Origin of the sequence: Pseudomonas sp. Wu6 (assembly GCF_019891515.1) — a bacterium.
Classification (GTDB): domain Bacteria; phylum Pseudomonadota; class Gammaproteobacteria; order Pseudomonadales; family Pseudomonadaceae; genus Aquipseudomonas; species Aquipseudomonas orientalis_A.
In genome coordinates this window covers 1-20,782 of record NZ_JAFLXH010000039.1, presented here as the reverse complement: position 1 = coordinate 20,782, position 20,782 = coordinate 1, and the positions used below count along the sequence as shown (strand labels likewise).

15 protein-coding genes are annotated in these 20,782 nt (G+C 61.1%); 4 read left to right on the top strand and 11 right to left on the bottom strand.

The annotated features are described in order from the left end of the window. Positions 1–6: 6 nt before the first annotated feature. From J1G34_RS22520 to nadA, 3 genes are all read left to right on the top strand, one after another. Complete coding sequence (locus J1G34_RS22520) at positions 7–3,483, top strand: amino acid adenylation domain-containing protein (protein ID WP_222994661.1); 3,477 nt, start codon at positions 7–9, stop codon at positions 3,481–3,483. A 20-nt stretch (positions 3,484–3,503) separates the two neighbouring features. Beyond that, positions 3,504–3,971 carry an SRPBCC family protein gene (locus tag J1G34_RS22515; protein WP_065887615.1) on the top strand — a complete coding sequence of 156 codons (468 nt, stop codon included), beginning with the start codon at positions 3,504–3,506 and terminating at the stop codon, positions 3,969–3,971. Positions 3,972–4,228: 257 nt separating this feature from the next. Then, the gene (gene nadA, locus J1G34_RS22510; RefSeq protein WP_065895069.1) at positions 4,229–5,287 is read left to right on the top strand and encodes a quinolinate synthase NadA; all 1,059 of its coding nucleotides are present in this window, start codon (positions 4,229–4,231) and stop codon (positions 5,285–5,287) included. Between the two features lie 503 nt (positions 5,288–5,790). Here nadA and J1G34_RS22505 read toward each other — a convergent pair. The 11 genes from J1G34_RS22505 to arcD (J1G34_RS22455) form a co-directional block, all read right to left on the bottom strand. Beyond that, positions 5,791–6,279, bottom strand: a complete 489-nt coding sequence (locus J1G34_RS22505; protein ID WP_065887617.1) for an RDD family protein — start codon at positions 6,277–6,279, stop codon at positions 5,791–5,793. A 94-nt stretch (positions 6,280–6,373) separates the two neighbouring features. Next, positions 6,374–6,586 (bottom strand): cold-shock protein, encoded by a 213-nt coding sequence (locus tag J1G34_RS22500; protein WP_065887618.1) that lies wholly within the window; start codon positions 6,584–6,586, stop codon positions 6,374–6,376. A gap of 393 nt (positions 6,587–6,979) precedes the next feature. Beyond that, complete coding sequence (gene gcvT, locus J1G34_RS22495) at positions 6,980–8,104, bottom strand: glycine cleavage system aminomethyltransferase GcvT (protein ID WP_065936852.1); 1,125 nt, start codon at positions 8,102–8,104, stop codon at positions 6,980–6,982. A gap of 98 nt (positions 8,105–8,202) precedes the next feature. Beyond that, positions 8,203–11,040, bottom strand: coding sequence for an aminomethyl-transferring glycine dehydrogenase (gcvP, locus tag J1G34_RS22490; RefSeq protein ID WP_222994660.1), 2,838 nt, complete (start codon positions 11,038–11,040; stop codon positions 8,203–8,205). Between the two features lie 10 nt (positions 11,041–11,050). Next, positions 11,051–11,434: a glycine cleavage system protein GcvH gene (gcvH, locus tag J1G34_RS22485; protein WP_005790845.1), complete on the bottom strand. Its 384-nt coding sequence runs from the start codon at positions 11,432–11,434 to the stop codon at positions 11,051–11,053. Between the two features lie 429 nt (positions 11,435–11,863). After that, complete coding sequence (locus J1G34_RS22480) at positions 11,864–13,372, bottom strand: sigma-54-dependent transcriptional regulator (protein WP_065887621.1); 1,509 nt, start codon at positions 13,370–13,372, stop codon at positions 11,864–11,866. Between the two features lie 206 nt (positions 13,373–13,578). Then, complete coding sequence (locus tag J1G34_RS22475) at positions 13,579–13,941, bottom strand: DUF5064 family protein (RefSeq protein WP_065895065.1); 363 nt, start codon at positions 13,939–13,941, stop codon at positions 13,579–13,581. Between the two features lie 18 nt (positions 13,942–13,959). After that, positions 13,960–14,889, bottom strand: coding sequence for a carbamate kinase (gene arcC, locus J1G34_RS22470; RefSeq protein ID WP_065936850.1), 930 nt, complete (start codon positions 14,887–14,889; stop codon positions 13,960–13,962). A gap of 148 nt (positions 14,890–15,037) precedes the next feature. Then, on the bottom strand, positions 15,038–16,048 hold the full coding sequence (locus tag J1G34_RS22465; protein WP_065896405.1) for an ornithine carbamoyltransferase: 1,011 nt from the start codon (positions 16,046–16,048) through the stop codon (positions 15,038–15,040). Between the two features lie 12 nt (positions 16,049–16,060). Next, on the bottom strand, positions 16,061–17,317 hold the full coding sequence (arcA, locus tag J1G34_RS22460) for an arginine deiminase (protein ID WP_222994659.1): 1,257 nt from the start codon (positions 17,315–17,317) through the stop codon (positions 16,061–16,063). A 24-nt stretch (positions 17,318–17,341) separates the two neighbouring features. Continuing rightward, a complete protein-coding gene (gene arcD, locus J1G34_RS22455; RefSeq protein WP_065896407.1) occupies positions 17,342–18,769 on the bottom strand; it encodes an arginine-ornithine antiporter in 1,428 nt (475 codons plus the stop codon). A 401-nt stretch (positions 18,770–19,170) separates the two neighbouring features. Here arcD (J1G34_RS22455) and arcD (J1G34_RS22450) point away from each other — a divergent pair, with 401 nt between their 5' ends. Beyond that, entirely contained in the window at positions 19,171–20,598 is a 1,428-nt protein-coding gene (arcD, locus tag J1G34_RS22450) for an arginine-ornithine antiporter (protein WP_222994658.1), read from the top strand. Positions 20,599–20,782 lie beyond the last annotated feature (184 nt).

Genomic DNA, 20,782 nt, shown 5'->3' with positions numbered 1-20,782 from the left:
ACTTCAATGAGACATCTTGATATCGTTCTGTGCGGGCGCAGCCATGCGCTCGCCTGCCTTACGCAAGAGCTGCAGCAGATGGGCCATACCACCCATCTGCTGCCCACTGACAGTGCCAATGAGCACGCCCGGTTACCGGTGCCGGACCTGCTGATCGATGACGCCAGCACGACGCGGTTTCTTCAGTATCCCGCGTGTCACCATCTGTCCTTACGGATGCGGTCCGACGATGCCGGCGATGTGTTCGCGCCCTTGCACCTTGAATGCCTGTGGCGTGCGGGGGAGGGCGACTGGATGACGCTGGGACGTCGTGAAGTTGATGCCGACACGGCCGGCAATGGCGCCGACCTGATGCAGGAAGCCATCGCACAACTGGTGGACATGGCCAGCGTGCACATTGGCCGTTACTCGCGCAGTGCCGACTACCTCGAGACGCCGCGTGAGCCGGTCAAGGCGCTCGACAGCCTGTCGAGCCTGACCCAGCTGGATCGACTGGCCTGGCAGCATCGCCACAATGCGACTGCCAACGTCGGGTTGCTGCAGGAAGCCCGGCAACCCTTCGTTCAGCGCCTGGCCGACAGTCTGCTGGCCAATGCCGAGCGCAGTGCCTTGAAAGTCGATGGGCACGGCATGTCCTATGCGCAACTGCATGCCTACAGCGTGGCCATCCAGGAGCGCTTGCAGCCTTTGCTTCAAGCGCAGGGCGGCGGGCTGACCGTGGTCGGCATCTCCTTGCCCAAAGGCTCGGCACTGTACGCAGCGATCCTGGCGGTGATCGGCTGCGGCGCCGTGTACCTGCCGCTGGACCCGAACCATCCTGCGGAGCGTCGTGGGGCGATCCTCAAGCATGCCAATGCCAGCTTGCTGATTCAGGAGACCGACGCCGTCAACCCGCTCGCGGGCCTGGCGACCCTGGACATCAGCCACCTGGATTTCTTCCACCATGGCGCCAAAGGCTACAGCCGCGTGGCCCTGGCGCCGGATCAGAGTCTGCTGCGCGTGCCGTTGGCGGGGGCGGCGCCCTGTGTGGCGATCTATACCTCGGGCACCACCGGGCAACCCAAGGGCGTCTTGCTGAGCGTCGACAACCTGAGCCACTTTTGCGCGTGGTATGCGCGCTATGTGGAGCTGGACCGTCACAGCCGTGCGTTGCAGTTTTCCACGATCAATTTCGATGCCTCGCTGCTGGACATCTTCCCCACGCTGATCCAGGGCGCCGAACTGATCGTCCCCACCGAGGACCAGCGCCGCGATCCCGTCGCGCTGGCCGAGTTGATTGAGCAGGAGCAGGTGACTCACGCCTTCCTGCCACCGGCCTTGCTCAGCATCCTTGCGCTCGAATCGTTGTACGGCCTGCAGCATCTGGTGACCGGGGGCGATGTGTGCGAGCCCCATGTCATCGAGCAACTGGTGGGCCACTGCCAGTTGCATAACATTTATGGCCCGACCGAGACCACGGTGCTTGCCACGTGCCGCACGTTCCAGGCAGGCGACAATAACCGCAACCTCGGCGTGCCGATTGCCAATACCGCGATTTACCTGCTCGATGAGCAGGGGCAGCCGGTCGGGCAAAACGGCAGTGGTGAGATCCATATCGCCGGGCCGGGGGTGGGCCTGGGGTATCTGGACGCCGCGCAAATGACCGCCGAGCGTTACCGCCTGCATGAATTGCCCGACGGGCAACGGTTGCGCCTGTACCGCACCGGCGACCTGGCGCGTTGGACCGAGGACGGCATCCAGATCATCGGACGCCTGGATAACCAGGTGAAGATTCGCGGTTTTCGTGTCGAGCCTGAAGAGATCGAACACTTGCTGCAATCGAGCCAGTTGTTCCGTCAGCTGGCGGTGGTGATCGATCAGCAGCGGCGCATCCTCGCGTTTTTCTCCCAGCCCCACGGCGGTGACGGCCACGCCGCCAGCGAACAGCTGCAGGCTTACGCACTCAAGCACTTGCCCGACTACATGCGCCCCAGCGCTTACTGCCTGCTGGAACGCCTGCCGGCCACGGCCAACGGCAAAGTCGACCGCAAGGCCTTGAAGAATCTGCCCGTGAACTACAAACCCCAAGGGCCGCGCCAGGCACCGCAGAACCCCACGCAGGAGCAGTTGCTCGGGCTGTGGTCCACCCTGCTCGACATGCCCGGCGCCGATATCTCCGTGGAGGACAGCTTTTTCAATCTCGGCGGCCACTCGATCCTGCTGTCGCAAATGCTCATGGGCATTCGCGAGATGTTCGGCAAAGGGGTTTCGATCAACCGCTTTATCGAACAGCCGACCCTGATCAACCTCGCCAACCTGATCGACCAGGACGTCGAAGCCACCGCCACCGTCAGCCCGCAGGCATTGCGTGACGCGACGCTGCGGCCTGAGCTGGACGTGTTGCCGATCAGCCGCCTGGGCAACCTGCATAAAGTCATCGTCACCGGCTCCAACGGGTTTCTGGGTGTGCACATCGTTGAGGCACTGCTGGAACTGGGCAGCACCGAAGTGGCCTGCCTGGTGCGCGAGTCGGGGGGAATGAGCGCTCAGCAGCGTTTCGAACAGGCATTGATTCAGAACCGCCTCGAGCACCTTGACCTGAGCCGGGTGCGGGTGTTGGCGGCCGATATCAGCCAGCCTCGCCTGGGCCTATCGGAAGCGGACTACGAGTGGCTGGACCGTGAATACGGCGTGTTGATCTATAACGCGGCCAACGTCAACCACGTGCTCGACTATGAATCGCTGGTCAAGGACAACGTCACGCCCGTGCTGGAATGCCTGCAACTGTGTGAGGGGCGCAGCAAGAAGGTGTTCAATTTCATCTCCACCTTGTCCGCGTCCAGCACGGTGGATGCACAGGGGCGCGTGCTGGAAGAACCACCGGCGTTCACACCGCCGATCTACATTCGCAATGGCTACAACCTGTCCAAGTGGGTGGCCGAGCGCATCTTGTGGAACGCCAGTGAGTCGGGAGTGTGGGTCAACCTCTATCGTCCGGGAAACATTGCCTTCAATACGCGGACCGGGGTGTGCCAGCCCCATCAGAACCGCTTGATGCTGATGCTCAAGGGGTCATTGCAGCTTAAGGAAGTGCCTGAGCTGGCACTGAACTTCGACCTGATGCCGGTGGACTTCCTGGCTCGCTTCATCGCGTTTCACGCCAGCCGGCATAACCGCTCCAAGGCCGTCTTCAACCTGCACAACCCGTTGCCCTTGAGCTGGGCGCATTACCTGGAGGCGTTTCGCGCCGCTGGTCACGATTTCCAGATGGTCCCGGTGACACAATGGCAGCAGCGCCTGTCGGCAATCGACAGTGACAATGCGTTATTCGGTGTCGTCGGCTTTTACCTCAATGGCTTTGAAGAGGACATCGGCGATATCTCGATGATCGAGTACCACAATGCGCTCTCAGGCATCCGTAGCATGGGTGAAGACTACCCGGCCAAAAACAGTGCGCTGCTGCAAAAAGGCTGCGACTACCTCAAGCAAATCGATTTCATCTAAGCAAAAAAAGGAGCTGTCCCATGCAACATTTTGAACCCGATACCCTGGTACGCAACCCCGTGGGCAACCCTGTGGTCGCCAGCGTCACGGTCAATGGCGACGCGCGCAGCGTGTGGAATATCGTCGGAGACTTTTCCGGTTTCGCCAAATTCATCCCGGCGTTGTCCCACATCGAAATGACCGGGGAGGGCGTGCGCTCGGTACGCAAGAAGCTGTTCAAGGACGGCAATGTGGTGATCGAGCAACTCAACAGCCATGATAACGAAGGCATGACCATGACCTGGTCGCTGATCTACACCTCGCTGAATATCGGCAACCTGTGGGCCGTCATGCAAGTGGAGCCGCAAGGTGCGAATCAAAGCCTGGCGACCTGGACCATCATTGGCCAGCCCTATACCGGCGGCCCGGAGGACGTGCCGGCGTTCGAGGCGTTCCTGCAAGGGTTTGCCGATGATGCGATGAGCAACGTGCAGAAGCTGTTTGCCTAACGCTTCAGGTGTACCGCCCTGTGAGTACCGTTGGATCAGCGGTATTCGCGGGGCTTTGAACCCGCCGTACTCCCCCCGCAAAATGCCCGCGCACTGCCAGATTAGGCTTTTGAATCCATTCGATATTCTGTAGCCTTGCGCAGCTTCAGCTTTACCCGTGCTTGATGAACACACACTTCGTCCGGCGGCGCCCGAAGGGCTCCAGAGCCGGTGGTACACTCGACTTTCGCGCTACTGCGCCTGCAGGTCTTGCGAACATGACCCATATTTCCGAACGCCTACTGGTTCAAGCCCATCTCGACGCCAAGCAGCCCAAGGCCCTCAGCGCCAGTGAAGAGGCGAGCCTGCGTGCCGCCATCGCCGCCGAGCTCAAAGCGCAAGACGCGGTGCTGGTCGCCCACTTCTACTGCGACCCGGTGATTCAGGCGCTGGCCGAAGAGACCGGCGGTTGTGTTTCCGACTCCCTGGAAATGGCGCGCTTCGGCGCCGCGCACCCAGCCAAAACTGTACTGGTGGCGGGAGTACGGTTCATGGGCGAAACCGCGAAAATCCTGACCCCGGAAAAACGTATCCTGATGCCGACCCTGGAAGCCACCTGCTCCCTGGACCTGGGTTGCCCGGTGGACGAATTCTCCGCGTTCTGTGACCAGCACCCCGAGCGCACGGTGGTGGTCTACGCCAATACCTCAGCGGCAGTCAAAGCCCGCGCCGATTGGGTGGTGACGTCCAGTTGCGCGCTGGAGATCGTCGAAAGCCTGATGGACAACGGCGAGACGATTATCTGGGGCCCGGACAAGCACCTGGGCACTTACATCCAGCGCCAGACCGGCGCCGACATGCTGCTGTGGGACGGTGCCTGCATTGTCCACGAAGAATTCAAGTCCAAGCAGCTCGAGGACATGAAGGCGCTGTACCCGGACGCGGCGATCCTGGTGCACCCGGAATCGCCGACCTCGGTGATCGAGCTGGCGGACGCCGTCGGTTCCACCAGCCAGTTGATTGCGGCAGCGCAGCGCCTGCCGAACAAGACGTTCATTGTCGCCACCGACCGCGGCATCTTCTACAAGATGCAGCAGCTGTGCCCGGACAAGGTCTTCATCGAAGCGCCTACCGCCGGCAACGGCGCCGCGTGCCGCAGTTGCGCGCACTGCCCGTGGATGGCGATGAATACGCTGGAACGCACGTTGCAGTGCCTGCGCGAGGGCAGTAACGAGATATTCGTCGAGCCTTCGGTGATCCCGCAGGCGGTGCGGCCGCTCAAGCGCATGCTCGACTTCACCCAGGCTGCACGCCTCAAGCTCGCCGGTAACGCCTGATTCAAGACTGCCTGGGTAAAAACTGTGGGAGGGGGCGTGTCCCCGATGGCCATAGGTATCTACACAACTCTGTAGCGCTCAACCCTAACCACGATGCGCAGCGAGTCGCTCTTGATCTTGATCTGCTTTTGATCCTAGGCGCCCCGTTAAACCACGCTGGCCGAACGCAGGCTTGAATCCGTGGGTAACCCGGCAGGACGCCGGGTTAGCCGCACTGGGCCAGGGATGGCCCATTGCGGCGGCCCACGGATTCAAGCCTGCGTTCGGGCACACCGAGCCCAGGCGAGGTGCCGAGTGGTGGGGCAAGAGCGTTTTGCTTACTTTTGCGCTTTTCAAAAGTGAGCCGCCGTAAGGGCGGAACCCTAAGCAGCCGTGACCGCAGAAACGGATATGTACTCGTTCCAATCCAGCATCCCGGCCAGCCCAGAGGCCGCCATCGGGGGCAAGTCGAATCGTCGCACCGCCCCTCCCCTCCCACATTTTGATCTTCACTTGGCTGGTGGTTACTTCTTTTGCTTCGGGATACGTACCAGTTGCGTGTCCGAATAGATGTCATGCCAGCTGCGCTTTTGCTTGTCGAACAGCGACCAGATAAACCCCAGCCCCACGCACAACCACGACGCAATCGACACCACAAAGCGCAACAGCGCCTGCCACAGGCTGATGCGCGTGCCGTCAGCGTTCTGCACGCGTACGCCCCACACCTGCATGCCCAGGGTCTGCCCGGAATGGGTCCAGAATTTGGCGAAAAAACCGAACAGCACAAACAGCAGGATCGTCGACAGCAATGGGTCACCGTCCAGTGCGCCGGACTCGGTGAGTGTGCGCATCTTCGCTTCACCCACGAAGGCGATCCACACCAGCTTGTAGATAAAGGCGGTGACGATCAGCAGGGCGGTGCACAACAGGAAATCATAGAACATCGCTGCCAGGCGGCGGCCCAGGCCAACGGCGGGGAACTCGCCTTGGGGGCGCAACAGGGGCTTGGGCATGGCAGGGCTCTCTGGTGAAAACGTGCAGTTTACGCAATGACGCCCATAAAAAAGCCCCTGATGTCATATCAGGGGCTTTTTGTCGCAGGAAGGATCAGCCTTCTGCTTGTACTTCATCAGCCTGCAGGCCTTTTTGGCCTTGCACTGACACGAAGGTGACCTTCTGGCCTTCCTTCAGGCTCTTGAAGCCGTTGCCCTGGATAGCGCGGAAATGCACGAACAGATCCGGACCGCTTTCTGGAGTGATAAAACCAAACCCTTTCTCGTCGTTGAACCACTTGACGGTACCGCTCTGACGATCAGCCATTTTCTTCTTTCCTTTGACGCTAAAAATTAATGACAGCCTCTTTCACACGAAAGAGTACTGGGCTGGGTTGCAGGAAAGTAAGAGACGTCGAACGGGTTGTAGCATTACTACTTCAGCTACTGCCCAGGTCCAGGTTCCAAGCGACCCATGCAAACACAGTGGGCAAACTCTACGCCAACTAATATGGAAAAAACAAGCCCTGCCAGAAAGCCCGGTTTTGCTCGGGCTGATGACAGTTTGGTGAATAAATTCACGCCGGCTTATTCGATAGGCGTGCTCACTTGTTATAGGGCAATCCCTATAACAAAGACTATCGCTTGTGCACTGTTATATGGCGGCTGCGTTACAGTTTAGTGCACGTAACGCAGCCGCGTTACTTATGGAAACGATCTATCAGCCACGGAAGTAACGTTGCGGTACAAATGGCATTTTACTTACACGTAATGGCACCTTTTTCCCACGCACCAGCGCAGAAACCTCGGTATCCAGTGCGGTAAAGGCGCTGTCCAGGTAACCCATCGCCAACGGTCCGCCCAGAGAGGGACCAAAGCCACCGCTGCACACGCTGCCAATCACCGCGCCCTCGGCGTCGACGATTTCAGCGCCTTCACGTACCGGAGTGCGTTCCTGGGGCAGCAGGCCGACGCGTTTGCGGTTCACCCCGGTTTGCTGCTGGGTGAAGATCCGGTCTGCGCCAGGGAAGTCGCCGGCACGCGCGCCATCGGCACGGCGCGCTTTGGAAATCGCCCACAGCAGGCTGGCTTCGATTGGGGTGGTCTCGGTGTCCATGTCATGCCCGTACAGGCACAGGCCGGCCTCAAGGCGCAGGGAGTCGCGCGCACCCAGGCCGATCGCCTGCACTTCGGCTTCGGCCAGCAGGCTTCGGGCAAGGCTCTCGGCATTTTCAGCCGGTACGGAAATTTCGAAACCGTCTTCACCGGTATAGCCGGAGCGGCTGACGTAGCAGTCCACTCCCAGCAGGCGCAGGGTGGCGAATTGCATGAACGTCATCTGGGTGACTTGCGGTGCCAGGCGCGCCAGCACCTTCACCGCCGCCGGGCCTTGCAGGGCCAGCAATGCGCGAGCTTCGAACAACGGTTCGATGCTGCACTGGTCGCCGATGTGCTGGCGCAGGTGCGCCAGGTCCTGGTCCTTGCAGGCGGCATTGACCACCAGGAACAGTTCGTCGTTGCCCAGGTTGGCCACCATCAGGTCGTCGAGGATGCCGCCCTGCTCGTTGGTGAACATCGCGTAGCGCTGCATGCCTACCGGCAGGTCGATGATGTCGACCGGCACCAGGGTTTCCAGGGCTTTGGCGGCATTGGCACCGGTCAGGCGGATCTGGCCCATGTGCGACACATCGAACAGGCCGGCCTGTTCACGGGTGTGCAGGTGCTCTTTCATGACGCCCAGCGGGTATTGCACCGGCATGTCGTAGCCGGCGAAGGGCACCATGCGCGCGCCCAGCTCGAGATGCAGGGCGTGCAACGGGGTTTTCAACAGGGTTTCGGTGGACATGTTCAGCTCCTGAAACTTATTTTTCGAGGCCGACTCGGTCAAGTGTGGGAGGGAGCAAGCCCCCTCCCAGATTTTTTGACCCTATTCAGTCAGGCGGGTTACGCGTAGCTCTCGATCGACGGGCACGCACACACCAGGTTGCGATCGCCAAACACGTTGTCGACCCGGCCCACCGGCGGCCAGTACTTGCCTTCGATCAACGAGGCTACCGGGTACACCGCCTGTTCACGGCTGTACGGGTGCGTCCACTCGCCCACCAGTTCCGCTGCGGTATGCGGGGCGTTCTTGAGGGGGTTGTCGTCCTTGTCCAGGGTGCCGTTTTCCACGGCGCGAATCTCTTCGCGAATGGCGATCATGGCCTCGCAGAAGCGGTCCAGTTCTTCCCTGGATTCACTTTCGGTCGGCTCGATCATCAAGGTGCCTGCTACCGGGAACGACATGGTCGGCGCATGGAAGCCGAAGTCGATCAGGCGCTTGGCCACGTCGTCCACGCTGATGCCGCTGCTGTCCTTGAGCGGGCGCAGATCGAGGATGCATTCGTGGGCGACCAGGCCGTTGCTGCCGGTGTACAGCACCGGGTAGTGCTCTTCCAGGCGACGGGAGATGTAGTTGGCATTCAGGATCGCCAACTGCGACGCGCGCTTGAGGCCCGCGCCGCCCATCATGCTGATGTACATCCAGGTGATCGGCAAAATGCTTGCGCTGCCGAACGGTGCGGCACACACCGCGCCTTCCTTGCGCGCCATGGCCGCATGGCCTGGCAGGAAGGGCGTGAGGTGCGACTTGACGCCGATCGGGCCAACGCCCGGGCCGCCACCGCCGTGGGGAATGCAGAAGGTTTTGTGCAGGTTCAGGTGGGAGACGTCGCCGCCGAACTTGCCCGGTGCGCACAGGCCCACCATGGCGTTCATGTTGGCGCCGTCGATGTACACCTGGCCGCCGTTGTCGTGGATGATCGCGCAGATGTCGCGAATGCCTTCCTCGAACACACCGTGGGTGGACGGGTAGGTGATCATCAGCGCGGCGAGGTGCTCGCGGTGCTCGATGGCCTTGGCGCGCAGGTCCTCGATGTCGACGTTGCCCCGTGCGTCGCAGGCGGTGACCACCACGCGCATGCCGGCCATGTTGGCGGTCGCCGGGTTGGTGCCGTGGGCCGACGATGGGATCAGGCAGATGTCGCGACGCGCTTCGCCACGGCTCTGGTGGTAGGCGCGGATCGCCAGGAGGCCGGCGTATTCACCCTGGGAACCGGCGTTCGGTTGCAGGGAAATGGCGTCGTAACCGGTGGCCGCGCAGAGCATGGCCTCCAGCTCGCTGGTCAGTTGTTGATAGCCGGCGCTTTGTGCGGCCGGGGCGAACGGGTGCAGGGCACCGAATTCGGCCCAGGTCACCGGGATCATTTCGCTGGCGGCGTTGAGTTTCATGGTGCACGAACCCAGCGGGATCATGGTGCGGTCCAGCGCCAGGTCCTTGTCGGCCAGTTTGCGCAGGTAGCGCATCAGCTCGGTTTCCGAATGGTAACGGTTGAACACCGGGTGGCTGAGGATCGGCGACTGGCGCAGCAGGGCGCTCGGCAGGGTGATTTGGGTGGCGGCAAAGGCGGGCAGGGCCTTGCCGTCGGCGAAGATGGTCCACAGGGCTTCGATATCGGCCTGGGTGGTGGTCTCGTCGATCGACAGGCCAACGCGCTCGCCGTCCACTACGCGCAGGTTGATGCGCTGGGTGCGTGCCTTGTCGTGCAGGGCGGCGGTGTTTGCGCCGGTGTTGAGGGTGATCGTGTCGAAGAAGTGTTCCTGCTCGACCTTCAGGCCCAGGGCGGTCAGGCCCTTGGCCAAGATCGCGGTCAGTTGGTGAATGCGCTGGGCGATCTGGGTCAGGCCTTCAGGGCCGTGGTAAACGGCGTACATGCTGGCGATGTTGGCCAGCAGCACTTGGGCGGTGCAGATGTTGCTGGTGGCTTTCTCGCGGCGGATATGTTGCTCGCGGGTCTGCATGGCCAGGCGCAGGGCCGGCTTGCCGAAACGGTCCACCGACACACCGACCAGACGGCCTGGCATGTCGCGCTTGAACGCATCCTTGGTGGAGAAGTACGCCGCATGCGGGCCGCCAAAGCCCAACGGCACGCCGAAGCGTTGCGCGCTGCCGATGGCCACGTCGGCGCCGAACTCGCCCGGCGGGGTCAGCAGGGTCAGGGCCAGCAGGTCGGCGGCCACTGCGACCAGCGCATTGGCGGCGTGGAAGCGCTCGGTCAACTCACGATAATCGAACACATCACCGTTGCTCGCCGGGTATTGCAGCAGGGCGCCGAAGAATGCGCTGACGTCGCTCAGTTCGCGCTCATCGCCCACCACCACATCGATGCCCAGTGGCTCGGCGCGGGTGCGCAGAACGTCGAGGGTTTGCGGGTGGCTGTGCACCGAGGCGAAGAACGCGTTGCTGCCTTTGTTCTTGCTCAGGCGCTTGCAGAAGGTCATGGCTTCGGCGGCGGCGGTGGCTTCGTCGAGCAAGGAAGCGTTGGCGATCGGCAGGCCGGTGAGGTCGCTGATCAGGGTCTGGAAGTTCAGCAGCGCTTCCAGGCGGCCCTGGGAAATTTCCGGCTGGTACGGGGTGTAGGCGGTGTACCAGGCCGGGTTTTCCAGGAGGTTACGCAGGATCGGCGACGGCGTATGGCAGTTGTAGTAGCCCTGGCCGATATAGGTCTTGAACAGTTGGTTCTGGCCGGCGATGGTCTTGATCCTGGCCAGGGCCTGGGCTTCGCTCAGGCCGTCTTCCAGGCCGAGCACGCTGGTGCCCTTGATGCTTTCCGGGATCACGCTGGCGCTCAGGGCTTCGAGGGAGTCAAAACCCAGGCTGGCGAGCATGTGCTGCTCGTCTTCCTGGCGCGGGCCGATGTGGCGGGCGATGAATTCGTTGGCGGTGGTCAGATTAACGGTCATGGCGCGCTCCTCAGGCTTCAGCGTTGGCTTTGATCAGGCGGTCGTACGCATCCTGATCCAACAGCTTAGCCACTGCATCGGCGTCGGCTGGTTTAAAGCGGAAGAACCAACCTTCGCCCATCGGGTCTTCGTTGACCAGTTCGGGGCTGCCATCGAGTTTGTCATTCACTTCGAGGACTTCACCGTCCAGGGGCATGTAAACGCCGCTGGCGGCCTTGACCGATTCCACGGTGGACGCTTCGGCGCCCTTGTCGTAGGCCTGCAGCTCAGGCAGTTGCACGAAAACCACATCACCCAGCGCGTTCTGCGCAAAAGCGGTAATGCCCACGGTGACGCTGCCATCGGCTTCGGCGCGCAGCCATTCGTGATCTTCAGTGAAACGCAACTCGCTCATGGAAACTCCTCAGGGCCAGGTTCGTCTGGTGGACGGGATTGGGATAATGGGAGTTGCATAGCAATATCGCGGCCAAGGTTATTAAAGTGTTACAAAACAATGGGTTATCAAAAGGGGTGGTGATGCTTTGGGTTTTGGCTGTAGCGATTTCGCTACAGTTCGACCTGAGAAAAAAAGACTATGTGGATCAAAGCCTTGCATGGCGCGCGAAAAGCAGGGTTGTAGCGATATCGTTACGCTGTAGCGCTTTCAGTACACAGAATGTCGTTCTCAGACCAAAAATTGGCAATACATTCCAAATGTGGGAGGGGGCTTGCCCCCGATTGCGGTGGATCAGCAATGGATGAGTTGACTGACACAATGCTATCGGGGGCAAGCCCCCTCCCACATGGGTTTGTATTCCACATTTAAATCTGCTGACTTTTGGAGCTAAGGCTTGTTGGGAATGCCGTACTTGCGCAAACGGTGGGCAATCGCGGTATGGGAGGTTTGCAGGCGGCTGGCCAGTTGGCGGGTCGAGGGGTAGCTGGTGTAGAGCTTTTCCAGCAGGTCGCGCTCGAAGTGTTCCACCGCTTGTTCCAGGCTGTCGATTTCGCCGTCGCTCTGGCGGGCGACGGACGTGCCGGCGATGTCGAGGTCGCCGATGTCCACCAGGCTGCTTTCACAGATGGCGGCGGCGCGGAAGATCACGTTTTGCAACTGGCGCACGTTGCCCGGCCAACGGTTGCCCAGCAGCGCCGGGTAAGTACCGGGCGCCAGGCGGCAGACGGGGCGCTGGATCTGCGCGCAGGCCTGCTGCATGAAGTAGCGCGCCAGCAGCAGGATGTCCTGGCCGCGCGCGCGCAACGGCGGTACTTCAACGTTGAGTACGTTGAGGCGGTAGAACAGGTCTTCGCGAAAGGTGCCTTCGCTGACCATCTTTTCCAGGTCGCGGTGGGTGGCGCTGAGGATGCGCACATTGACCTTCACTTCGCGGTCGCCGCCCACCCGCCGAAAGCTGCCGTCGTTGAGAAAGCGCAGCAACTTGGCCTGCAGGTACGGCGACATTTCGCCGATTTCATCGAGGAACACCGTGCCCTGGTTGGCCAACTCCATCAGCCCCGGCTTGCCGCCGCGCTGGGCGCCGGTAAAGGCCCCGGGGGCATACCCGAACAATTCACTCTCTGCCAGATTCTCCGGCAGTGCGGCACAGTTCAGTGCCAGGAACGGTGCACTGTGACGGGCGCTGATCGCATGGCAGGCACGCGCCACCAACTCTTTGCCGGTGCCGGTTTCGCCCTGGATCAACAGCGGGGCATCCAGCGCCGCCACGCGTTGCGCGCGCGCCTTCAAGGTGCGGATGACCGGGGATTCGCCCAACAGCGCGTCGAAACCTTCGGCATGGTCGTGGTGCAGCGCCGACAGTTGCTCGCCGATGCGGTTGGGCGGGTAGAGGGTGAGCAGGGCGCCGGCATCGGTGATCGGCGTGGCGTCCAGCAACAGGGTCTGGCCGTTGACGCTGATCTCGCGCAACGGCAGGCGAAAGCCATGTTCCAGCAAGGTGTCCAACAGCCCTGGGTCGCTGAACAGCTCGGCGATGCTTTCCCCGGCCGGTTCCCGCCCGTAGAGGGCGATCAACGCCGGGTTGGCCAACAGGATCGTGCCCGCGCTGTCCAGGGCCAGCACCGGGTCGGTCATCGCCGCCAGCAGCGCGTCGAGTTGCAGGTGGCGGCGCTGGCCGGGAAGGATGTCGACCACCGTCACCGCCTGTACGCCCTGCACGCTGAACAACGCATCGCGCAGTTCCTCGAGCACCTCGGCGCTCAAGGTCGGTGCGTCGATATAGACGTTGGGCGGCACCATCTCCACCGCATCCAGGTTGAGGTTGCGCCCACCCAGCAGGGCCAGGACTTCCTGGGTGATGCCGACGCGGTCGATGAAGCTGACGTGGATACGCATGGGGCGATTGCAATTCTGGGGAGCAGAGGCGGCAAGTATGCCTTGGCGCGGGGCGCAGGTGAAATCTGACAACTGATGGAGATCAAATGTGGGAGGGGGCTTGCCCCCGATGCGGTGTGTCAGCTACAGACTTGTTGGCTGATTCACCGCTATCGGGGGCAAGCCCCCTCCCACATTTTGCACAGTGTTGTGTCAGTGCAGTGGGGTTACTCCAGGTGTTCGGGCTTGACCGGGTCGCCGGATTTCACATCCAGCTGATGGCGCACATCTTCGAACATCAAGTCGTACTGCTTGTGCATCGACCCGTTCAGCACGGCCATTTTCGGCATGCCGTATTTCTGCGCGATGTTCATCGCATGCCGGGCAAAGTCGAACGCCTGGTCCTTGGGCAGGAAGAACTCTTCCTTGAGGTCCTTGCCCTGCACCGAACCGTGCAGCTTGAACAACATGCCCTTGCCTTCCTTGGGGTCCTGGCTGACTTCATAGTCGATGCACAGGTTGTAGCTGTAGTCATGCTCGTTGAGTGCGTGACGTTCGACGTGCAAGTGTCCCGGTTCAAAGGTAGCCATAGGCAAATCTCCTCTACTTCACAGATAGGTGATGCCAGGTGTCGCCGTGCTGATGCGGGTGCCGGCGTGGCCCTGGACGATGGCTTCGATGTCCGAGAGTGAACCGATCACGGCGGTTTTGCCAGTCTGACGGGCGAACTCGCAGGCCGCTTGCACCTTGGGCCCCATGGAGCCGGCGGCGAAGCCGAGTTTTTCCATTTCGTCCGGGTGGGCGTGGCCGATGGCCTTCTGGGTGGGCTTGCCGTAGTCGATAAAGGCGGCGTTGACGTCGGTGGCGATCACCAGCAGGTCGGCGTCCAGTTGCGAAGCCAGCAAGGATGAACACAAGTCTTTATCAATCACGGCTTCAATACCGCGCAGCTTGCCGTCTTCGCCATACATCGTCGGAATGCCGCCGCCGCCGGCGCAGATCACGATGGCGTTTTTTTCCAGCAGCCACTTGATCGGGCGGATTTCAAAGATGCGTTTCGGGCGGGGGCTGGCCACCACACGGCGGTATTTGTCGCCATCCGGGGCAATCGCCCAGCCTTTTTCAGCGGCGAGTTTTTCGGCTTCGGCTTTGGTATACACCGGGCCGATGGGCTTGGTCGGGTTCTGGAAGGCCGGGTCCCTGGCGTCCACTTCAACCTGGGTAAGCAGGGTGGCGAAGGGCACTTCGAAGTCCAGCAGGTTGCCCAGTTCCTGTTCGATGATGTAGCCGATCATGCCTTCGGTTTCGGCGCCCAGCACGTCCAGCGGGTAGGGCGAGACGCTGGTGTAGGCCGCCGCCTGCAACGACAGCAGGCCGACTTGCGGGCCATTGCCGTGGGCGATCACCAGCTCGTTGCCGGCGTGGATCTTGGCGATCTGCTCGGTGGCGATGCGGATATTGGCGCGTTGGTTGCCCGCGGTCATGGGTTCACCACGGCGCAGGAGGGCGTTGCCGCCCAGGGCTACGACGATGCGCATAATGCAATCCTTCTAGAGCTCGCAATCCTGTGTAGGAGCGAGCTTGCTCGCGAAGGAGGTCAACGATAACGCGCCCATTCTGAATGAACGCGGTGCCCTTGAGTTTTTCGCGAGCAAGCTCGCTCCTACAGTGTGATCGCAGCAGGGGTTAGATATCCGCCAACGCCGACACCAGGATCGCCTTGATGGTGTGCATGCGGTTTTCCGCCTGCTCAAAGGCAATGTTGGCCGGCGATTCGAAGACTTCCTCGGTCACTTCCACGCCATTGGCCAAGTGCGGATAGCGTGCGGCGATGTCCTTGCCGACCTTGGTTTCGCTGTTGTGGAACGCCGGCAGGCAGTGCATGAACTTCACCCGTGGGTTGCCCGAGGCCTTCATCATCTTGGCGTTGACCTGGTACGGCAGCAGTTGCTCGATACGCTCGTCCCAGGCTTCCACCGGTTCGCCCATGGACACCCAGATATCGGTGTGGATGAAGTCCACGCCCTTGACCGCTTCGGTCGGGTCTTCGGTGATGGTGATGCGTGCGCCGCTTTCTTCAGCGAAGGCCTGGCACTGCTTGATGAAGTCGTCGTGTGGCCACAGCGCTTTTGGCGCGCCGATGCGCACGTCCATGCCGAGCTTGGCGCCGATCATCAGCAACGAGTTGCCCATGTTGTAGCGCGCATCCCCGAGGTAGGCGTAGCTGATGTCATGCAGCGGCTTGTCGCTGTGCTCGCGCATGGTCAGGGTGTCGGCGATCATTTGCGTGGGGTGGAATTCGGCAGTGAGACCGTTGAACACCGGCACGCCGGCGAACTTGGCCAGCTCTTCGACGATTTCCTGCGCAAAGCCACGGTACTCGATGGCGTCGAACATGCGGCCCAGTACACGGGCCGTATCTTTCATGCTTTCCTTGTGGCCGATCTGCGACGACACCGGGTCGATGTAGGTGACGTGGGCGCCCTGGTCATGAGCCGCCACTTCGAACGCGCAACGGGTGCGGGTCGAGGTTTTTTCAAAGATCAGCGCGATGTTCTTGCCTTTGAGGTGTGCACGCTCGGTGCCGGTGTACTTGGCGCGCTTGAGGTCGCGGGACAGGTCCAGCAGGTAGTTCAACTCGCGGGTGGTGTGGTGCATCAGCGACAGCAGGCTGCGGTTGCGCATATTGAAAGCCATGATGGAATCTCCTTAATAGTCGATAGGGTCGCGGATGATCGGGCAGGTCATGCAGTGGCCGCCGCCACGGCCTCGGCCCAGTTCACCGGCGCTGATGGTGATGACTTCCACCCCGGCCTTGCGCAGCAGGGTATTGGTGTAGGTGTTGCGGTCGTAGCCGATCACCACGCCAGGTTCCACGGCCACCACGTTGTTGCCGTCATCCCACTGCTCGCGTTCGGCGGCGAAGCTGTTGCCGCCGGTCTCGACCACACGCAGGGCCTTGAGGTTGAGCGCTGCGGCGACGGTCTCGAGGAAGTTGGTTTTCTCGCGTTGGATATCGATACCGTGCGGCTTGCTCTCGTCAGGGCGCAGGGTGAAGGGCACGATCTGGTTGACCACTTCGGGGAAGACGGTGACCAGGTCGCGGTCGCAGAAGCTGAACACCGTGTCCAGGTGCATCGCCGCGCGGGATTTGGGCAGGCCGGCGACGATCACCCGTTCCACCGCGTTGTTCTTGAACAGATTGCGCGCCAGTTGGCCGATGGCCTGGTGCGACGAGCGCTCGCCCATGCCGATCAACACCACGCCGTTGCCGATTGGCATTACGTCACCGCCTTCCAGCGTGGCGGCGCCGTGGTCCTGGTCGGGGTCGCCGTACCAGATCTGGAAGTCGGCGTGGGTGAATTCCGGGTGGAATTTATAGATGGCGCTGGCCAGCAGGGTTTCCTGGCGTCGCGCCGGCCAGTACATCGGGTTGAGCGTCACGCCGCCGTAGATCCAGCAGGTGGTGTCGCGGGTGAACTGGGTATTGGGCAGCGGCGGCAGGATGAAACTGGCGTGGCCGAGGAAGTCGCGGAACATCTCGATGGTCCTGCCGCCGAAGCTGCTCGGCAGATCATCGGCCGACACGCCACCGATCAGGAACTCGGTGATCTTGCGCGGCTCCAGGCTGCGCAGCCAGAAACCGACTTCTTCGACCAGGCCCAGGCCAACCGTATTGGCGGTGATCTTGCGCTGCAGAATCCAGTCCAGGGCCTCGGGGATGGCGACGATGTCGGTCAGCAGGTTGTGCATTTCCAGCACATCAATGTCCCGCTCGCGCATCTTGGTGACGAAGTCGAAGTGGTCGCGTTTGGCCTGGGCCACCCAGAGCACGTCATCGAACAGCAGTTCGTCGCAGTTGTTGGGGGTCAGCCGCTGATGGGCCAGGCCTGGGGAGCACACCATGACTTTGCGCAGTTTGCCGGCTTCGGAATGGACGCCGTATTTCACTTTTTCCGTGGTCATTACAGATCCTCCAGTGAACAACAATTACAGGGTCAGGAAGCCGTCGTAGAGCCCATAGGCCGCCACCAGGGCGCCAATGACCACTGCGGTGAAAATCAGCTTCTCGACGTTGGTGAATATCGGTTTGCCCAGCTCACGCTTGGCCTTGGCGAACAGGATCGCGCCGGGGGCGTAGAGCAGGGCCGAAAGCAGCAGGTATTTGGTGCCGCCGGCGTAGAGCAGCCAGATCGCATAGATCAGCGCGAGGGCGCCGATGAACAGGTCTTTGCGTCGCTCTTTGAAGGCGTTCTCGTAGGTTTCGCCGCGTACCGCCAGCAGCAGGGCGTAGGCCGCCGACCACAGGTAGGGCACCAGGATCATCGAGGTGGCGAGGTAGATCAGCGACAGGTAAGTGCTGGCGGAAAACAGCGTGATGATCAGGAACAGTTGCACCATCGCGTTGGTCAGCCACAGGGCGTTGACCGGCACGTGGTTGGCGTTTTCGCGGCGCAGAAACGCCGGCATGGTGTGGTCCTTGGCGGCGGCGAACATGATCTCCGCACACAGCAGCACCCATGACAGCAACGCGCCCAGCAGGGAAATGATCAAGCCGACGCTGATCAGCACCGCGCCCCAGTGGCCCACCACATGCTCCAGCACGGCGGCCATCGACGGGTTCTGCAGCTTGGCCAGTTCCGGCTGGGTCATGATCCCCAGGGACAGCACGTTCACCAGCATCAGGAACAGCAGCACGGTGATAAAACCGATCACGGTGGCCTTGCCGACGTCGCTGCGTTTTTCCGCCCGGGACGAGAAGATGCTCGCGCCCTCGATACCGATGAACACCCACACGGTGACCAGCATCATGTTGCGCACCTGGTTCATCACGCTGCCCAGGTCCGGGTTTTTCACGCCCCAGATGTCAGCGGTGAAGATGTCCAGCTTGAACGCGAACAGCGCGATCAACACGAACAGCACCAGTGGCACCACCTTGGCGACGGTGGTCACCAGATTGATGAACGCCGCTTCCTTGATCCCGCGCAGTACCAGGAAATGCACGGCCCACAGCAACACCGACGCGCCAATCACGGCGGCGAGGGTGTTGCCTTCGCCAAAGATCGGGAAAAAGTAACCGAGGGTGCTGAACAGCAGTACGAAGTACCCGACGTTGCCCAGCCAGGCACTGATCCAGTAACCCCAGGCGGACGAGAACCCCATGTAGTCGCCGAAGCCGGCCTTGGCGTAGGCGTAGACACCGCCGTCCAGGTTTGGCTTGCGGTTGGCGAGGGTCTGGAACACGAAGGCGAGGGTCAACATGCCGATCGCGGTAATCACCCAGCCAATCAACACCGCGCCGACGTCGGCACTGGCGGCCATGTTTTGCGGCAATGAGAAGATCCCACCGCCAATCATCGAGCCCACCACGAGTGCAACCAGTGCGCCAAGCCTTAGTTTTCCGGGTGAATCAGACATTGTGTGACTCCAATGCAGGAGAGAGAGATCACAGAATAATTCCGTGGGCTAATCAAATAGCTGACTCAGATCACTTCATTGGCACATTCCATTGTAAATTAATGACTTGGCATGGAAGTTCGTGGGACGATGAAAATCCCGAAGAAGCGCTTTGCAGAGCGCTTCTTGCGTGTTGATTAATCATTTGGTGTGGCGTGGATGTATGACGCTAGTTCGTATTCGCGAATGTGCAAACTTTTTAATGAAGTTTGACGACATGCGTCATGTCGCGCTTATTTAAATTCTAAGTACGCCTGAACTTGCTGTGTTTACATGCCTTTATGTTATGAGTGCGCTGCATGCATTAATTGAATTGATAGTGTGCCGAAGTGTCTGCTGAGAAACTTATTCGAGGAACTTCAATGTCCCAGCCCGCGCAGAAACTTCGGCTCGGTGCCCTGATCGCCCTGGTGGTGGGTTCGATGATCGGCGGTGGGATCTTTTCCCTGCCGCAGAACATGGCCGCACGCGCTGGCGTGGGCGCTGTGCTGATCGGCTGGGCGATCACCGCGGTCGGCATGCTGACCCTGGCCTTCGTATTCCAGACCCTGGCCAACCGCAAGCCGGAACTGGATTCCGGCGTGTACGCCTACGCCAAGGCCGGGTTTGGCGACTACATGGGGTTTTCGTCCGCCTGGGGTTACTGGATCAGCGCGTGGATGGGCAACGTCGGGTACTTCGTGTTGCTGTTCAGCACCCTCGGCTACTTTTTTCCGGTGTTCGGCCAGGGTAATACGCCGCTGGCCATCGGCTGTGCATCCGTGTTGCTGTGGGCCGTGCATTTTCTGGTGCTGCGCGGGATCAAGGAGGCGGCGTTCATCAACCAGGTCACCACGGTGGCGAAAATTGTGCCACTGCTGATGTTTATCGTGATTGCTGCCGTGGCGTTCAAGGCCGACATCTTCAGTCGCGATATCTGGGGCCTGGGCAACCCGCAAATGGGCAGTGTGACGGAGCAGGTGCGCCACATGATGCTGGTCACGGTGTTTGTGTTCATCGGCATTGAAGGCGCCAGCGTCTACTCGGCGCGGGCCGAGAAACGCGCGGACGTGGGCCGGGCCACGGTGATTGGGTTTCTCGGCGTGCTGGCGCTGCTGGTGCTGGTGAATGTGCTGTCCCTGGGGATCATGAGTCAGCCGGAACTGGCGCAATTGCAAAACCCCTCCCTGGCCGGGGTGCTGGAACATATCGTCGGGCCCTGGGGGGCGATATTGATCAGCCTCGGCCTGGCGGTTTCGTTGCTGGGGGCGCTGCTGTCGTGGGCGTTGCTGTGTGCCGAAATCCTCTACGCCACCGCCCAGGACAAGACCATGCCGGCGTTCCTGAAGAAGGAAAATGCCAACCAGGTGCCGGTCAACGCGCTGTGGCTGACCAACGTGATGATCCAGGTTTTCCTGGTCATCACGCTGTTTTCAGCCAGTACCTACACCACCCTGATTTACCTGGCATCGTCGATGATTCTGGTGCCGTACCTGTGGTCGGCGGCCTATGCGGTGCTGTTGAGCGGGCGTGGGGAAACCTACGAAGGCGCCCAGCGTCGGCGCATCAAGGACTTGCTGGTGGGCCTGATTGCCCTGGCTTACGCCGTATGGCTTTTGTATGCCGGCGGCCTGAAATACCTGCTGCTGTCGGCGCTGTTGTATGCCCCCGGTGTGATTCTGTTCGCCCAGGCCAGGCGCGAGCAGGGCCAGGCGTTGTTCACCCCGGTGGAAAAAGGCATTTTCGGGTGTGTACTGGCAGGCGCCGCAGTGGCGGCCTACGGGCTTTACAGTGGGGTGTTGTCGTTGTGACATGTCGGAAATTGATAGTGGGTGTACTGGCCCCATCGGGGCATAGGTATCTACACAACTCAGCAGCGCCCAACCGTAACCACGATGCGAAGCGAGCCGCTCTTGATCTTGATCTTGATCTCAGGCGCCCCGTTAAACCACGCTGGCCGAACGCAGGCTTGAATCCGTGGGTAACCCGGCAGGA

Excerpts from the sequence above, each read along its gene's own strand:
- J1G34_RS22520 (WP_222994661.1), top strand. The coding sequence starts at position 7 with ATGAGACATCTTGATATCGTTCTGTGCGGGCGCAGCCATGCGCTCGCC.
- J1G34_RS22515 (WP_065887615.1), top strand. The coding sequence starts at position 3,504 with ATGCAACATTTTGAACCCGATACCCTGGTACGCAACCCCGTGGGCAAC.
- nadA (WP_065895069.1), top strand. The coding sequence starts at position 4,229 with ATGACCCATATTTCCGAACGCCTACTGGTTCAAGCCCATCTCGACGCC.
- J1G34_RS22505 (WP_065887617.1), bottom strand. The coding sequence starts at position 6,279 with ATGCCCAAGCCCCTGTTGCGCCCCCAAGGCGAGTTCCCCGCCGTTGGC.
- J1G34_RS22500 (WP_065887618.1), bottom strand. The coding sequence starts at position 6,586 with ATGGCTGATCGTCAGAGCGGTACCGTCAAGTGGTTCAACGACGAGAAA.
- gcvT (WP_065936852.1), bottom strand. The coding sequence starts at position 8,104 with ATGTCCACCGAAACCCTGTTGAAAACCCCGTTGCACGCCCTGCATCTC.
- gcvP (WP_222994660.1), bottom strand. The coding sequence starts at position 11,040 with ATGACCGTTAATCTGACCACCGCCAACGAATTCATCGCCCGCCACATC.
- gcvH (WP_005790845.1), bottom strand. The coding sequence starts at position 11,434 with ATGAGCGAGTTGCGTTTCACTGAAGATCACGAATGGCTGCGCGCCGAA.
- J1G34_RS22480 (WP_065887621.1), bottom strand. The coding sequence starts at position 13,372 with ATGCGTATCCACGTCAGCTTCATCGACCGCGTCGGCATCACCCAGGAA.
- J1G34_RS22475 (WP_065895065.1), bottom strand. The coding sequence starts at position 13,941 with ATGGCTACCTTTGAACCGGGACACTTGCACGTCGAACGTCACGCACTC.
- arcC (WP_065936850.1), bottom strand. The coding sequence starts at position 14,889 with ATGCGCATCGTCGTAGCCCTGGGCGGCAACGCCCTCCTGCGCCGTGGT.
- J1G34_RS22465 (WP_065896405.1), bottom strand. The coding sequence starts at position 16,048 with ATGGCTTTCAATATGCGCAACCGCAGCCTGCTGTCGCTGATGCACCAC.
- arcA (WP_222994659.1), bottom strand. The coding sequence starts at position 17,317 with ATGACCACGGAAAAAGTGAAATACGGCGTCCATTCCGAAGCCGGCAAA.
- arcD (WP_065896407.1), bottom strand. The coding sequence starts at position 18,769 with ATGTCTGATTCACCCGGAAAACTAAGGCTTGGCGCACTGGTTGCACTC.
- arcD (WP_222994658.1), top strand. The coding sequence starts at position 19,171 with ATGTCCCAGCCCGCGCAGAAACTTCGGCTCGGTGCCCTGATCGCCCTG.